At 55.1% G+C, this 15,721-nt stretch carries 16 protein-coding genes; all 16 read left to right on the top strand.

The window, feature by feature from the left end; genetic code table 11:
- Positions 1-400 precede the first annotated feature (400 nt).
- The 16 genes from atpI (at position 401) to phoU (ending at position 15,662) form a co-directional block, all read left to right on the top strand.
- Positions 401-781 (top strand): F0F1 ATP synthase subunit I, encoded by a 381-nt coding sequence (gene atpI / locus BBA90_RS03250; protein ID WP_065647898.1) that lies wholly within the window; start codon positions 401-403, stop codon positions 779-781.
- 8 nt (positions 782-789) lie between these two features.
- Positions 790-1,608 carry a F0F1 ATP synthase subunit A gene (gene atpB, locus BBA90_RS03245; RefSeq protein WP_065647897.1) on the top strand — a complete coding sequence of 273 codons (819 nt, stop codon included), beginning with the start codon at positions 790-792 and terminating at the stop codon, positions 1,606-1,608.
- A gap of 48 nt (positions 1,609-1,656) precedes the next feature.
- Complete coding sequence (gene atpE / locus BBA90_RS03240) at positions 1,657-1,896, top strand: F0F1 ATP synthase subunit C (RefSeq protein ID WP_003849523.1); 240 nt, start codon at positions 1,657-1,659, stop codon at positions 1,894-1,896.
- Between the two features lie 108 nt (positions 1,897-2,004).
- On the top strand, positions 2,005-2,475 hold the full coding sequence (gene atpF / locus BBA90_RS03235; RefSeq protein WP_039381418.1) for a F0F1 ATP synthase subunit B: 471 nt from the start codon (positions 2,005-2,007) through the stop codon (positions 2,473-2,475).
- Between the two features lie 14 nt (positions 2,476-2,489).
- Positions 2,490-3,023 carry a F0F1 ATP synthase subunit delta gene (gene atpH, locus BBA90_RS03230; protein ID WP_065647896.1) on the top strand — a complete coding sequence of 178 codons (534 nt, stop codon included), beginning with the start codon at positions 2,490-2,492 and terminating at the stop codon, positions 3,021-3,023.
- A 14-nt stretch (positions 3,024-3,037) separates the two neighbouring features.
- Positions 3,038-4,579, top strand: a complete 1,542-nt coding sequence (gene atpA / locus BBA90_RS03225; RefSeq protein WP_039381427.1) for a F0F1 ATP synthase subunit alpha — start codon at positions 3,038-3,040, stop codon at positions 4,577-4,579.
- A 52-nt stretch (positions 4,580-4,631) separates the two neighbouring features.
- Entirely contained in the window at positions 4,632-5,498 is an 867-nt protein-coding gene (gene atpG, locus BBA90_RS03220; protein WP_039381430.1) for a F0F1 ATP synthase subunit gamma, read from the top strand.
- A 63-nt stretch (positions 5,499-5,561) separates the two neighbouring features.
- Positions 5,562-6,959: a F0F1 ATP synthase subunit beta gene (gene atpD, locus BBA90_RS03215; RefSeq protein ID WP_065647895.1), complete on the top strand. Its 1,398-nt coding sequence runs from the start codon at positions 5,562-5,564 to the stop codon at positions 6,957-6,959.
- A gap of 24 nt (positions 6,960-6,983) precedes the next feature.
- The gene (locus tag BBA90_RS03210; RefSeq protein ID WP_039381436.1) at positions 6,984-7,403 is read left to right on the top strand and encodes a F0F1 ATP synthase subunit epsilon; all 420 of its coding nucleotides are present in this window, start codon (positions 6,984-6,986) and stop codon (positions 7,401-7,403) included.
- 199 nt (positions 7,404-7,602) lie between these two features.
- Entirely contained in the window at positions 7,603-8,973 is a 1,371-nt protein-coding gene (gene glmU / locus BBA90_RS03205) for a bifunctional UDP-N-acetylglucosamine diphosphorylase/glucosamine-1-phosphate N-acetyltransferase GlmU (RefSeq protein ID WP_065647894.1), read from the top strand.
- Positions 8,974-9,117: 144 nt separating this feature from the next.
- A complete protein-coding gene (gene glmS, locus BBA90_RS03200; protein WP_039381443.1) occupies positions 9,118-10,947 on the top strand; it encodes a glutamine--fructose-6-phosphate transaminase (isomerizing) in 1,830 nt (609 codons plus the stop codon).
- A 172-nt stretch (positions 10,948-11,119) separates the two neighbouring features.
- A complete protein-coding gene (pstS, locus tag BBA90_RS03195; RefSeq protein ID WP_065647893.1) occupies positions 11,120-12,163 on the top strand; it encodes a phosphate ABC transporter substrate-binding protein PstS in 1,044 nt (347 codons plus the stop codon).
- Between the two features lie 85 nt (positions 12,164-12,248).
- Positions 12,249-13,211 (top strand): phosphate ABC transporter permease PstC, encoded by a 963-nt coding sequence (gene pstC / locus BBA90_RS03190; protein ID WP_065647892.1) that lies wholly within the window; start codon positions 12,249-12,251, stop codon positions 13,209-13,211.
- Positions 13,208-14,095 carry a phosphate ABC transporter permease PstA gene (pstA, locus tag BBA90_RS03185; RefSeq protein WP_065647891.1) on the top strand — a complete coding sequence of 296 codons (888 nt, stop codon included), beginning with the start codon at positions 13,208-13,210 and terminating at the stop codon, positions 14,093-14,095. The genes pstC and pstA overlap by 4 nt, the downstream gene beginning before the upstream one ends.
- 44 nt (positions 14,096-14,139) lie before the next feature.
- Positions 14,140-14,913, top strand: a complete 774-nt coding sequence (gene pstB, locus BBA90_RS03180; protein WP_039381453.1) for a phosphate ABC transporter ATP-binding protein PstB — start codon at positions 14,140-14,142, stop codon at positions 14,911-14,913.
- A 14-nt stretch (positions 14,914-14,927) separates the two neighbouring features.
- The gene (gene phoU, locus BBA90_RS03175) at positions 14,928-15,662 is read left to right on the top strand and encodes a phosphate signaling complex protein PhoU (RefSeq protein WP_065647890.1); all 735 of its coding nucleotides are present in this window, start codon (positions 14,928-14,930) and stop codon (positions 15,660-15,662) included.
- The last annotated feature ends 59 nt before the right edge of the window (positions 15,663-15,721 follow it).

Below are 15,721 nucleotides of genomic sequence, written 5' to 3'. Positions count from 1 at the left end.
AACCGGATGTTTTTATCAGAAAAGAGTGAGCTGAAGCAGATTTAAATTTATAACAAGCTGATTTTAAAGGGTTAACAAGGGCGGTTTATTCGTGCGCATTATGCATTCTGGTAAAATTTTCAGCGCCTTATTGTTTATTATGTGATCTGCAGCACGCTTTATATCCCGCTTTAGCTGAAAAACAGCAACTTTCCTGATGGCTTTCCGGGTTATGAATCTTTGGAAAAATAGCCCTTCAGAAAGAAATTTAAATAATTGTTCACCTTTTCGCTACTTAGCGATTGAAATCGCAGGTGCGGCCCGTATAATTTGCACGGCTTTTGCTGCTTGACTCAAAACGGCAAAGGCAGTCTTATACGACACGCGACATACCCCGTTCGGGGCAGGAGAGTTAAGCGTCATGTCAGTGTCTCTTTACAGTGTGAAATTAGCCCGAGCCGTTCTGGTTGTCCAGCTGGTGACGTTTGTCGTAATCGGTGCGCTGTTTGCCCTGAAAGATGTTACCTGGGGCGCCTCTGCTATCGCGGGTGGTGTGGCAGCCTGGCTGCCAAACATACTGTTCACGTTTTTAGCCTGGCGTCTGCAGGATCAATCGCCGGCTAAAGGGCGTGTCGCCTGGAGTTTCGCCCTGGGTGAAGTTCTTAAGGTGTTTGCCACCGTTATTTTTCTCGCTGTGGCGTTAGGTGGGTTCGGAGCGGTCTTCTGGCCACTCGCAATCACCTGGTTATCGGTGCTGGTGGTGCAAATCGTCGCGCCGGCTGTAATTAACAACAAAGGGTAAGAGGCATCATGGCCGCAGGAGAAATCTCAACGCCGCAGGAATACATAGGACATCATCTGACGCATCTTCAGATGGACCTGCGTACTTTCGAGCTGGTGAATGCACACGACGCGCCAGCAACATTCTGGACGTTAAACCTGGACTCCATGTTTTTCTCTGTTGCACTGGGAGTATTATTCCTTGTGCTGTTCCGCAAAGTGGCGAAAAGCGTCACCAGCGGTGTGCCAGGGAAAATGCAGGCGGCTATCGAGCTGGTTGTCGGCTTTGTTGATAGCAACGTTCGCGACATGTACCACGGTAAAAGTAAAGTTATCGCCCCGCTGGCTCTGACAATTTTTGTCTGGGTCTTCCTGATGAACTTCATGGATCTGCTGCCTATTGATTTGCTGCCGTTTATTGGTGAGCACTATCTGGGCCTGCCGGCGCTGCGCGTCGTGCCGTCAGCAGACGTGAACATCACGCTATCTATGGCGCTGGGCGTATTTATTTTGATTCTGTTCTACAGCATCAAAATGAAAGGGGTAGGCGGCTTTGCCAAAGAGCTGACTCTGCAGCCTTTTAATCACCCGATCTTCATCCCCATCAACCTGATTCTTGAAGGTGTCAGCCTGCTGTCAAAACCGGTTTCACTCGGTCTGCGACTGTTCGGCAACATGTATGCGGGTGAGCTGATCTTTATCCTGATTGCCGGTCTGCTGCCGTGGTGGTCGCAGTGGGTGCTGAATGTGCCATGGGCCATTTTCCACATCCTGATTATTTCGCTGCAGGCTTTCATTTTCATGGTCCTCACGATTGTCTATCTGTCGATGGCATCTGAAGAACATTGATTTTTTTCTCAACAACTTAAGCATAACTGAAACAAACTGGAGACTGTCATGGAAAACCTGAATATGGATCTGCTGTACATGGCTGCCGCTGTGATGATGGGTCTGGCGGCAATCGGTGCTGCGATCGGTATCGGCATCCTCGGAGGTAAATTCCTGGAAGGCGCAGCGCGTCAACCGGATCTGATCCCTCTGCTGCGTACGCAGTTCTTTGTTGTAATGGGTCTGGTGGATGCAATCCCGATGATCGCTGTTGGTCTGGGTCTCTACGTGATGTTTGCTGTCGCCTAAAGCCTGTAGCCATTGTTCACTCATGGCACCTGGTGTGATGAGGAACAGATTCTGCCGTTTATCAATGATAGCGGCAGAGCACGTTAACTTAATAAGAGGCATTGTGCTGTGAACATTAACGCAACAATCCTCGGCCAGGCCATCGCGTTCATCCTGTTTGTCGCGTTCTGCATGAAGTACGTATGGCCACCGATCATGGCTGCCATCGAAAAGCGCCAGAAAGAAATTGCTGAAGGCCTTGCTTCTGCTGAACGCGCGAAGAAAGATTTGGATCTCGCGCAGGCCAATGCGACCGACCAGCTGAAAAAAGCGAAGGAAGAAGCTCAGGTCATTATCGAGCAGGCGAACAAACGCCGTGCCCAGATTCTGGACGAAGCCAAAACCGAAGCCGAAACTGAACGTAACCGCATCGTCACTCAGGCGCAGGCAGAAATTGAAGCCGAGCGCTCACGTGCACGTGAAGAGCTGCGTAAACAGGTCGCGTTGCTGGCATTAGCTGGCGCCGAGAAAATCATCGAACGTTCCGTGGATGAAGCTGCTAACAGCGACATCGTTGATAAACTGGTCGCTGAACTGTAAGGAGGGAGGGGCTGATGTCTGATCTGATTACTGTAGCTCGCCCCTACGCCAAAGCAGCTTTTGACTTTGCTGTTGAGCATCAAAGTATCGAACGCTGGCAGACCATGCTGGCGTTTGCCGCAGAAGTGGCTCGCAACGAACAGATGGCAGAAGTACTCTCCGGTGCGTTAGCACCTGAAGCGTTATCTGCCTCTTTCAATGCAGTCTGTGGTGATCAACTTGATGAACACGCTCAGAACCTGATCAAGGTAATGGCGGAGAACGGACGTTTGACAGCGCTTCCAGCCGTACTGGAGCAATTTATTCAACTGCGTGACGCTTATGAAGCGACAGCCGAAGTTGATGTAATCTCCGCCAGTGCGCTGAGTGACAGCCAGCTGACCAAAATCAGCACCGCGATGGAAAAACGTCTGTCACGCAAAGTTAAGCTGAATTGCAAAATTGATAAGTCTGTATTGGCAGGTGTGGTTATCCGTGCGGGTGACCTGGTGATTGATGGCAGCGTGCGCGGCCGTCTTGACCGTCTGGCAGACGTCTTGCAGTCTTAAGGGGACTGGAGCATATGCAACTGAATTCCACCGAAATCAGCGAACTGATCAAGCAGCGCATTGCTCAGTTCAATGTCGTGAGTGAAGCTCACAACGAAGGTACTATTGTTTCTGTAAGTGACGGTATCATCCGCGTACACGGCCTGGCCGATGTTATGCAGGGTGAGATGATTGCCCTGCCGGGCAACCGTTACGCTATCGCACTGAACCTCGAGCGCGACTCGGTTGGTGCGGTCGTTATGGGCCCGTACGCTGACCTTGCCGAAGGCATGAAGGTTAAGTGCACTGGTCGTATTCTGGAAGTACCGGTTGGCCGTGGCCTGCTGGGTCGTGTGGTGAACACCCTGGGTGCACCTATCGACGGTAAAGGCGCAATCGACAACGACGGCTTCTCGCCAGTTGAAATGATTGCACCAGGCGTTATCGATCGTCAGTCTGTTGATCAGCCTGTTCAGACGGGCTACAAATCTGTCGATGCGATGATTCCAATCGGCCGTGGCCAGCGTGAGCTGATCATCGGTGACCGTCAGACCGGTAAGACTGCAATGGCCATCGACGCCATCATCAACCAGCGTGATTCAGGCATCAAGTGTGTCTACGTCGCGATTGGCCAGAAAGCGTCGACCATCTCTAACGTGGTTCGTAAGCTGGAAGAACACGGCGCGCTGGCTAACACCATCGTGGTTGTCGCTTCTGCATCGGAGTCTGCTGCACTGCAGTACCTGTCTCCATACGCGGGCTGTGCCATGGGCGAATACTTCCGCGACCGCGGTGAAGATGCGCTGATCGTTTACGATGATCTCTCTAAGCAGGCTATCGCTTATCGTCAGATCTCCCTGCTGCTGCGCCGTCCACCGGGCCGTGAAGCATTCCCAGGCGACGTGTTCTATCTCCACTCTCGTCTGCTGGAGCGTGCATCACGCGTAAGCGCTGACTACGTTGAGCGTTTCACCAACGGTGCTGTGAAAGGCCAGACCGGTTCTCTGACCGCGCTGCCAATCATTGAAACCCAAGCTGGTGACGTTTCTGCGTTCGTTCCGACCAACGTTATCTCGATCACTGATGGTCAGATCTTCCTGGAGTCGAACCTGTTCAACTCCGGTATCCGTCCAGCCGTTAACCCGGGTATCTCCGTATCCCGTGTTGGTGGTGCTGCACAGACCAAGATCATCAAGAAACTGTCCGGTGGTATTCGTACCGCGCTGGCACAGTATCGTGAACTGGCAGCGTTCTCTCAGTTCGCTTCCGATCTGGATGATGCAACGCGTAAACAGCTGAGCCACGGTCAGAAAGTGACCGAGCTGCTGAAACAGAAACAGTATGCGCCAATGTCCGTTGCGCAGCAGGGTCTGGTGCTGTTTGCTGCTGAGCGCGGCTTCCTGAACGACGTTGAACTGGCGAAAATCGGCAGCTTCGAAGCCGCTCTGCTGGCGTACGCCGATCGCGAACACGCTGAGCTGATGGCTGAAATCAACCAGGCGGGTAACTACAACAACGATATCGAAGCGAAGCTGAAAGGCCTGCTCGAAACGTTTAAAGCAACCCAGTCCTGGTAATGTCTGGCGGCTTGTCTGAAAAGACAGGCCGCAAGGCTTTGAGGAGAAGCTAATGGCCGGCGCAAAAGAAATACGTACCAAGATCGGAAGCGTAAAAAATACGCAGAAGATCACCAAAGCGATGGAAATGGTCGCCGCCTCCAAAATGCGTAAAACGCAGGAACGCATGGCGGCCAGCCGTCCGTATGCAGATACCATGCGCAAAGTGATTGGTCACCTTGCACTGGGTAATCTGGAATACAAGCACCCTTACCTGGATGAGCGCGACGTTAAGCGCGTCGGCTACCTGGTCGTTTCGACTGACCGCGGGCTTTGTGGTGGTTTGAACATTAACCTGTTCAAAAAATTGCTGGCTGAAATGAAAGGCTGGGCAGACAAAGGCGTTCAGAGCGATCTGGCGATTGTCGGTTCTAAAGGCGTTTCATTCTTCGGCTCTGTCGGTGGTAACGTCGTGGCTCAGGTTACCGGCATGGGCGATAAGCCTGCGCTGTCCGATCTGATCGGCCCGGTAAAAGTTATGCTGCAGGCCTACGATGAAGGCCGTATCGACAAGCTGTATATCGTCAGCAACAAGTTTAACAACACCATGTCTCAGACTCCGACCATTACCCAACTGCTGCCGTTACCGCCAGCGGAAGGTGAAGAAGAGATGAAGGCGAAGACCTGGGATTACCTGTACGAACCCGATCCGAAGGCGCTGCTCGATACGCTGCTGCGTCGTTATGTCGAATCGCAGGTTTATCAGGGTGTGGTGGAAAACCTGGCCAGTGAGCAGGCCGCGCGTATGGTAGCGATGAAAGCCGCAACCGATAACGGCGGAAACCTGATCAAAGAGCTGCAGTTGGTCTACAACAAAGCTCGTCAGGCCAGCATCACCCAGGAACTTACCGAGATCGTCTCGGGAGCCTCCGCGGTTTAACCAGGCATATATCCTGTCGCCCGAGCGCGGCCGGATATTCTCGTATTAGGTAGAGGATTCAAGATGGCAGCTGGAAAGATTGTCCAGATTATCGGCGCCGTAGTTGACGTCGAATTCCCTCAGGACGCGGTACCACAGGTATACAGCGCTCTCGAGGTTAAGAATGGTGATACTCGTCTGGTGCTGGAAGTTCAGCAGCAGCTGGGTGGTGGCGTAGTACGTACTATCGCCATGGGTTCTTCTGACGGCCTGAAGCGCGGTCTGGAAGTAATCGATCTGAAAAAACCTATTCAGGTTCCGGTTGGTAAAGCGACCCTTGGCCGTATCATGAACGTGCTGGGCGAGCCTATCGACATGAAAGGCGACCTGACAGAAGAAGATGGCAGCGCAGTAGAGGTCTCCTCTATTCACCGCGCCGCGCCTTCCTATGAAGATCAGTCAAACTCGCAGGAACTGCTGGAAACCGGCATCAAGGTTATCGACCTGATGTGTCCGTTCGCTAAGGGCGGTAAAGTCGGTCTGTTCGGTGGTGCGGGCGTGGGTAAAACCGTAAACATGATGGAGCTGATCCGTAACATCGCGGCTGAGCACTCAGGTTATTCGGTCTTTGCTGGTGTAGGTGAGCGTACTCGTGAGGGTAACGACTTCTACCACGAAATGACTGACTCCAACGTTATCGATAAAGTAGCGCTGGTGTATGGCCAGATGAACGAGCCGCCGGGTAACCGTCTGCGCGTAGCACTGACCGGTCTGACCATGGCGGAAAAATTCCGTGATGAAGGCCGTGACGTTCTGCTGTTCATCGACAACATCTACCGTTATACCCTGGCAGGTACTGAAGTGTCTGCACTGCTGGGCCGTATGCCATCTGCGGTAGGTTATCAGCCAACGCTGGCTGAAGAGATGGGTGTGCTGCAGGAGCGTATTACCTCCACCAAGACCGGTTCAATCACCTCCGTACAGGCCGTTTACGTTCCTGCGGATGACCTGACTGACCCGTCTCCGGCAACCACCTTTGCTCACCTGGACTCAACCGTTACGCTGAGCCGTCAGATCGCCTCTCTGGGTATCTACCCGGCCGTTGACCCGCTGGATTCTACCAGCCGTCAGCTGGATCCACTGATCGTGGGTCAGGAGCACTATGACGTCGCACGTGGCGTACAGTCACTGCTGCAGCGTTACCAGGAGCTGAAAGACATCATCGCCATCCTCGGTATGGACGAGCTGTCTGAAGAAGATAAACTGCTGGTGGCACGTGCGCGTAAGATCCAGCGCTTCCTGTCTCAGCCATTCTTCGTTGCTGAAGTCTTCACCGGTTCTCCGGGTAAATACGTGACGCTGAAAGATACCATTCGTGGTTTCAAAGGCATCATGGAAGGCGAATTCGACCACCTGCCAGAGCAGGCGTTCTACATGGTCGGCGCTATCGAAGAAGCCGTAGAAAAAGCGAAGAAACTGTAATAACGGTTTCCCGGGAGGAATGGTATGGCTATGACTTATCATCTGGACGTGGTCAGCGCGGAGCAGCAGATGTTCTCCGGTCTGGTACAGCGTATCCAGGTGTCAGGTAGCGAAGGCGAGCTGGGGATCCACCCGGGCCACGCCCCGCTGCTGACTGCCATCAAGCCTGGCATGATTCGCATCGTGAAACAGCACGGCGACGAGGAGTATATCTACCTCTCCGGCGGCGTGCTGGAAGTACAGCCGGGCAGCACGACCGTTCTGGCCGACACCGCTATTCGCGGTGAAGACCTTGACGAAGCGCGCGCGCTGGAAGCGAAACGTAAAGCAGAAGAGCACATGAACAGCAGCCACGGCGACGTGGACTACGCTCAGGCCTCTGCGGAGCTGGCGAAAGCTATCGCGAAACTGCGTGTTATCGAGCTGACCAAAAAAGCGATGTAATCAGGCTTTATGCGTCATGAAATGCCAGCCCACCGGGCTGGCATTTTTTTTGCTCCGCGCCCGGCAAACCTGTTGTTATGCTCTGTCTCTGATCCCCCTTTCCGCTTTCCTCCGGTTGTCTAATTTCGCCACGAGAAAAATGTAGTAATCTCAGGGGTAAACCTTACACTTTCGAAAGTTAAATTGAGTCTGGAAAATTATGTCTGTAAGCGCGATGAGTGTGGTGATCCTGGCCGCTGGCAAAGGCACCCGTATGTATTCCGATCTGCCTAAAGTTCTGCACACGCTGGCAGGTAAACCTATGGTGCAGCATGTTATTGATGCTGCCACCGGGCTTGGCGCCCGGCAGGTCCATCTGGTCTATGGTCACGGTGGTGAGCTGCTGCAGCAAAAGCTGGCGCACAACACCCTGAACTGGGTGCTGCAGGCGGAACAGCTGGGTACCGGACACGCTATGCAGCAGGCGGCGCCCTTCTTTGCGGATGACGAAGATATTCTGATGCTGTATGGCGACGTCCCGCTTATCTCGCAGGCAACGCTGCAGCAGCTGCGCGCGGCAAAACCCGCTGGCGGCATCGGGCTGCTGACCGTGGTGCTGGATAACCCCACCGGCTATGGCCGGATTGTGCGGGAAAACACGATCGTGACCGGCATTGTTGAACAGAAGGATGCATCTGCTGAGCAGCTGGCTATTCAGGAGATCAACACCGGTATCCTGATCGCCAGCGGGGGCGATCTCCGGCGCTGGCTGGCACAGCTGGATAACAATAACGCGCAGGGCGAGTTCTACATCACCGATATCATCGCGATGGCGCATCAGGAAGGCCGCGTGATTAATACCGTTCATCCGGCGCGTATCAGTGAAACGGAAGGCGTAAATAACCGTCTGCAGCTGGCTACGCTGGAGCGTGCCTTTCAGCAGGAGCAGGCGGAAAAGCTGCTGCTGGCGGGCGTAATGCTGCGCGATCCGGCGCGTTTTGATCTGCGCGGTACGCTGGCGCACGGGCGCGACGTGGAGATTGATACCGGCGTCATCATCGAAGGGAATGTCACGCTCGGCAACCGGGTAAAAATTGGCACCGGCTGCGTGATCAAAAACAGCATTCTGGGTGATGACTGTGAGATCAGCCCTTACTCTGTGATTGAAGACGCGACGCTGGCTGCAGCCTGCACGGTCGGGCCGTTTGCCCGGCTGCGCCCGGGCAGCGAGCTGGCGGAGCAGGCGCACGTTGGTAACTTTGTGGAAATGAAAAAAGCCACGCTCGGCAAAGGCTCCAAGGCGGGCCACCTCTCCTACCTGGGTGATGCCGAAATAGGCGCGGGCGTTAACATCGGGGCAGGCACCATCACCTGCAACTACGATGGGGCTAACAAATTCAAAACGATTATTGGTGACGACGTCTTTGTCGGCTCCGATACGCAGCTGGTGGCGCCGGTGCGCGTGGCCGCCGGTGCAACGATTGCCGCCGGTACCACGGTGATGAAAGATGTCACCGCCGCCGATCTGGTCTACAACCGCAAAGAACAGCAGCAGAAAGCGGGCTGGCAGCGCCCGGTGAAGAAAAAATAAATTTTAAGGGCCGGCAAAGATCGGCCCGTTTAGCAGTGCTATAACGATATCCCCACTCTCTACAAGGCTCGGGGAACCGGCGTAGCCGGAAATCAGGTCAGATGACAACGCAATGGCCGAACGCCATGAAGTCAGGAAACGAATATGTGTGGAATTGTTGGAGCAGTAGCGCAGCGTGACATTGCAGAGATCCTGCTGGAAGGTCTGCGTCGTCTGGAGTATCGCGGTTATGACTCAGCCGGTCTGGCGGTCGTCGATCGTCAGGGGCACGTGACGCGTCTGCGTCGCGTAGGTAAAGTGGCTAATCTGGCGGAGGCCGCAGACCAGCAGCCGCTGATTGGCGGTACCGGTATTGCCCACACCCGCTGGGCTACGCACGGTGAACCTTCAGAGGCAAATGCGCATCCGCATGTCTCAGAGCAGATCATCGTGGTGCATAACGGCATTATTGAAAACCATGAGCCGCTGCGCGCGCAAATGATTGAACGTGGCTACCATTTTGCCTCCGAGACGGACACCGAAGTGGTGGCGCATCTGGTGCACTGGGAGCAGAAGCAGGGCGGTACGCTGCGCGAGGTGATCCTGCGCGTGATCCCACAGCTGCGCGGTGCTTACGGTATGGTTATCATGGACAGCCGCGATCCGTCGGTGCTGGTGGCCGCGCGCTCCGGCAGTCCGCTGGTGATTGGCCGTGGCGTGGGCGAGAACTTTATCGCATCCGATCAGCTGGCACTGCTGCCGGTTACCCGCCGCTTTATCTACCTGGAAGAGGGCGATATTGCTGAGGTTACCCGCCGCGAAGTCACTATCATCGATCGCGAAGGCCATCAGGTACAGCGTGCCGAGATCGAATCAAACGCGCAGTATGACGCGGGTGATAAAGGGATCTATCGCCACTATATGCAGAAAGAGATCTACGAGCAGCCTAACGCCATCAAAAACACGCTGGCGGGTCGCTTCCACGACGGGATTGTCGATCTGCGCGAGCTGGGTGAGCATGCAGAGTCGCTGCTGAGCAAAGTAGAGCATATCCAGATTATCGCCTGCGGCACCTCCTACAACTCCGGTATGGTATCGCGCTACTGGTTTGAATCACTGGCGAACATCCCCTGTGACGTTGAGATCGCTTCTGAGTTCCGCTACCGCAAATCCGCAGTACGTAAAAACAGCCTGCTGATCACCCTGTCGCAGTCGGGCGAAACCGCTGATACGCTGGCGGCCCTGCGTCTCTCTAAAGAGCTGGGTTATCTTGGCTCACTGGCTATCTGCAACGTGGCCGGTTCTTCACTGGTGCGCGAATCCGATCTGGCGCTGATGACCAAAGCGGGCACGGAAATTGGCGTGGCTTCCACGAAAGCCTTTACCACGCAGCTGACGGTACTGCTGATGCTGGTGGCTAAACTGGGCCGCCTGCACGGTATGAAGCCGGAAACCGAGCATGAGATTGTCCACGCGCTGCAGGCGCTGCCAAGCCGTATTGAGCAGATGCTGGCGCAGGACAAGATCATTGAGAGCCTGGCAGAAGATTTCTCTGACAAGCATCATGCACTGTTCCTTGGCCGCGGCGATCAATACCCGATTGCCATGGAAGGGGCGCTGAAGCTCAAAGAGATCTCCTATATTCATGCGGAAGCCTATGCGGCTGGCGAGCTGAAACACGGCCCGCTGGCGCTGATTGATGCTGATATGCCGGTGATCGTGGTCGCACCTAACAATGAGCTGCTGGAAAAACTGAAGTCCAACATCGAAGAAGTGCGCGCACGCGGTGGCCTGCTCTATGTCTTCGCCGATGGCGATGCAGGCTTCAGCGACAGCGAAGGGATGAAAATTATCTCACTGCCGCACGTGGAAGAGGTGATCGCCCCTATCTTCTACACCGTGCCGCTGCAGATGCTCTCTTATCATGTGGCGCTGATCAAAGGCACCGACGTGGACCAGCCGCGTAACCTGGCAAAATCGGTTACCGTTGAGTAATCGCTAAGCCGGGCGGGCCTGCAACGGGCCCGCCCGGTTTTTATCTTCGTCATAAAACTGTCATATTTCGTACATTTCGCTGTCATCAAACTGTCCTATTTTCCCTCCAGCAGCAATCACTGACTCCAACTAAAACGGCGTTAAGCCTGATTTATACTCCCCCGGAGGGAACATGACACTGATGCGTAGCACCGTAGCCCGACTCCTCGCCGCCACTTTCGCCGTCAGCGCAGTTTCTGCGTTTGCCGCCACCGATCTGACGGGTGCTGGCGGGACCTTCCCGGCCCCGGTTTATGCCAAGTGGGCAGCAGAGTATCAGCAGGCCACCGGTAGCAAAATCAACTATCAGGGGATCGGCTCTTCGGGTGGCGTAAAGCAGATCATCGCGAAAACGGTGGATTTCGGTGCCTCTGATGCGCCGATGAAAGAGGAAGATCTGCAGAAAAATGGCCTGTTCCAGTTTCCGACCGTTATCGGTGGTGTGGTGCTGGCCGTTAACCTTCCGGGTGTGAAGTCAGGCGAGCTGACCCTTGACGGCAAAACCGTGGGTGACATCTATCTTGGCACCATCAAAAAGTGGAACGATCCGGCGATTGCTAAGCTGAACCCGGACCTGAAGCTGCCTGACACCAATATCAACGTTGTGCGCCGCGCCGATGGCTCCGGTACCTCCTTTGTGTTTACCAGCTACCTGACCAAAGTGAACAGTGACTGGGCAGGCAAAGTAGGCAAAGGCAACACCGTTAACTGGCCAACCGGCCTTGGCGGCAAAGGCAATGATGGCGTGGCCGCCTTTGTGCAGCGTCTGCCAGGTTCAATTGGCTATGTCGAATATGCCTATGCGAAACAGAACAACCTGACCTACACCAAACTGCTGGATGCGGATGGCAAGCCGGTGGCCCCGAGCGAAAGCAGCTTTGCCAACGCCGCGAAAGGCGCTGACTGGAGCAGCTCGTTTGCCCAGGATCTGACGTTCCAGAAAGGTGACGACGCATGGCCGATCGCCTCCACCACTTTTATCCTGATTTACAAAGATCAGGCCAATGCGGAGAAGGGCGCAGAAGTGCTGAAGTTCTTTGACTGGGCCTATAAAGGCGGCAGTAAAACCGCAACGGCGCTGGATTATGCAGCGCTGCCGGAGAGCGTGGTGACGCAGATCCGCGCGGCATGGAAAGCGAATATCAAAGACAGCAGCGGCAAAGCGCTCTGGCAGTAAGCCACTGTCAGACTCGGCGGCTGGCTGAGTATTCCGGGGGCGGCTATCTGGCCGCCCTGCATATCCTCTGAGAACCGAGAATTTTATGGCTGCTACCAAGCCGACATTCAAAGCACCGGGTAAGCAAGGCGACATGATTTTTGGCGCACTGGTCAAACTCTCTGCGCTGATTGTCCTGCTGCTGCTGGGTGGCATTATTGTCTCCCTGATCGTCTCTTCCTGGCCCAGCATTCAGAAGTTTGGCTTCGCCTTTCTCTGGACCAAAACCTGGGATGCCCCAAACGAAGAGTTTGGCGCACTGGTGCCGATTTACGGCACGCTGGTGACCTCCCTGATCGCACTCATCATCGCGGTACCGGTAAGCTTCGGGATCGCGCTGTTTCTGACCGAGCTGGCACCCGGCTGGCTGCGTCGTCCGCTTGGCACCGCCATTGAGCTGCTGGCGGCCATCCCGAGCATTGTTTATGGCATGTGGGGTCTGTTTATCTTTGCGCCGCTGTTTGCAGAATATTTTCAGACGCCGGTCGGCAACGTCATGGCTAACATTCCCATCGTCGGCACGCTGTTCTCCGGCCCGGCGTTTGGTATCGGTATCCTGGCCGCAGGCGTCATTCTGGCGATTATGATCATTCCCTATATCGCTTCGGTGATGCGTGACGTTTTTGAACAGACGCCGGTGATGATGAAAGAGTCCGCATATGGCATCGGCTGCACCACCTGGGAAGTGATCTGGCGCATCGTGCTGCCGTTTACCAAAAACGGCGTTATCGGTGGCGTAATGCTGGGACTGGGGCGTGCGCTGGGAGAGACCATGGCGGTGACCTTTATTATCGGTAACACCTACCAGCTCGACAGCGCTTCGCTGTTTATGCCCGGCAACAGTATTACCTCAGCGCTGGCTAACGAGTTTGCTGAAGCGGAGTCGGGCGTGCATGTCGCTGCGCTGATGGAGCTGGGTCTGATCCTGTTTGTCATTACCTTTATCGTGCTGGCGATCTCGAAGCTGATGATCCTGCGGCTGGCCAAAAGTGAAGGGGCCCGTTCATGACCGCTATAGAAATGCAGAGCCGTACTGAGCTGGAAGCCTCGCGCCGTAAAATGCAGGCGTGGCGCAGTACAAAAAATAAAATCGCCCTGACGCTGTCGCTGCTCACTATGGCGTTTGGCCTCTTCTGGCTGATCTGGATCCTGTTCACCACGGTGACCAGGGGCGTCGACGGGCTAAGCTGGTCGCTGTTTACCGAGTCGACGCCGCCGCCCAATACCGCTGGCGGCGGGCTGGCAAATGCGCTGGCGGGCAGCGGCCTGCTGATTTTCTGGTCCACCTTTTTTGGTACACCGCTGGGTATTATGGCCGGGATCTGGCTGGCGGAGTATGGCCGTAAGAGCTGGCTGGCAGAGGTGATCCGTTTTATTAACGACATCCTGCTCTCCGCGCCTTCTATTGTGGTCGGACTGTTTGTTTACACCATTGTGGTATCGCAGATGCAGCACTTCTCCGGCTGGGCAGGCGTTGCGGCGCTGGCGCTGCTGCAGATCCCGATTGTGATCCGTACCACCGAGAATATGCTGCGGCTGGTGCCGGACAGCATGCGCGAAGCGGCATACGCGCTGGGCACGCCGAAGTGGAAGATGATCTCAGCCATTACGCTGAAAGCGTCGGTCTCCGGCATCATTACCGGCGTACTGCTGGCAATTGCGCGTATCGCCGGTGAAACCGCCCCGCTGCTGTTTACCGCGCTCTCAAATCAGTTCTGGAGCACTGACATGATGCAGCCGGTGGCTAACCTGCCGGTCACTATCTTCAAGTTCGCCATGAGCCCGTTTGCCGAATGGCAGAGTCTGGCGTGGGCGGGTGTGCTGATCATTACGCTGTGCGTGCTGCTGCTGAATATTGTTGCCCGCATGATCTTCACCAAAGGCAAACACTAATTTTCCGGCGCGGCTCTGGCGGCGCTGCATAAGAGAGATAAGCAATGAGTATGGCAACCCCTTCTGCCGGTAAAATCCAGGTGCGCAATCTGAACTTTCATTACGGTAAGTTTCACGCGCTGAAAGATATCAATCTGGATATTGCCCGAAATCAGGTCACCGCGTTTATCGGCCCGTCAGGCTGCGGAAAATCAACGCTGCTGCGCACGTTTAATAAAATGTATTCGCTCTATCCGGAGCAGCGTGCAGAGGGTGAAATTCTGCTGGATGGCGACAATATCCTCGCGTCACACCAGGATATCGCCCTGCTGCGCGCGCGCGTCGGCATGGTGTTTCAGAAGCCAACGCCGTTTCCGATGTCAATTTATGACAATATCGCCTTCGGCGTGCGTCTGTTTGAGAAGCTGTCGCGCGCGGATATGGATGAGCGCGTGCAGTGGGCGCTGACCAAAGCCGCGCTGTGGAACGAAACCAAAGACAAGCTTCATCAGAGCGGTTACAGTCTTTCCGGCGGGCAGCAGCAGCGTCTCTGCATCGCACGCGGTATCGCCATCCGGCCGGAAGTGCTGCTGCTGGATGAGCCCTGCTCGGCGCTGGACCCTATCTCCACCGGCCGCATCGAAGAGCTGATCACCGAGCTTAAGCAGGATTACACCGTGGTGATTGTGACGCACAATATGCAGCAGGCCGCCCGCTGCTCCGATCATACGGCGTTTATGTATCTTGGTGAGCTGATTGAGTTCAGCGACACCGATACGCTGTTTACCAAACCCGCACAGAAGCAGACTGAAGATTACATCACCGGTCGTTACGGCTGATTCAGGAGAGACCCATGGATAATTTAAATCTTAATAAACATATCTCCGGTCAGTTTAACGCCGAGCTGGAGCACATTCGCACGCAGGTGATGATCATGGGCGGCATGGTGGAGCAGCAGCTCACTGACGCCATTACCGCCATGCATAATCAGGATGCGGAACTGGCGCGCCGGGTGATTGAGGGCGACCAGAAGGTCAATATGATGGAGGTGGAGATTGATGAGGCGTGCGTGCGTATTATCGCCAAGCGTCAGCCCACCGCCAGCGACCTGCGGCTGGTGATGGCCATTATCAAAGCGATCTCTGAGCTGGAGCGTATTGGTGACGTGGCGGAGAAAATCAGCCGCACCGCGCTGGAAAAGTTTGGTCAGCAGCATCTGCCGCTGCTGGTCAGTCTGGAGTCGCTGGGCCATCACACGGTGCAGATGCTGCATGACGTGCTGGATGCGTTTGCGCGCATGGATCTCAGCGCCGCCATCACTATCTACCGCGAAGATAAAAAAGTGGATAAGGAGTACGAAGGCATCGTGCGCCAGCTGATGACCTACATGATGGAAGATCCGCGCACTATTCCCAGCGTGCTGACCGCCCTGTTCTGCGCGCGTGCCATTGAGCGAATCGGCGACCGCTGTCAGAATATCTGCGAAATCATCTTCTATTTTGTTAAAGGGCAGGATTTCCGCCATGTTGGCGGCGACCGGCTGGATGAACTGCTCTCCGGCGACGACGGCAGCAACCGGCCCTCCTGATTATCCTTTCCGGCTGCCGGCGCGGCAGCCATTACCATTTCTGATTGGTCACTCCGCCG

The organism is Pantoea eucrina (genome assembly GCF_001691555.1).
Lineage (GTDB): Bacteria > Pseudomonadota > Gammaproteobacteria > Enterobacterales > Enterobacteriaceae > Pantoea > Pantoea borealis.
The sequence above is the reverse complement of the archived record's forward strand: the minus strand, read 5'-3'. Positions and strand labels throughout refer to the sequence as shown.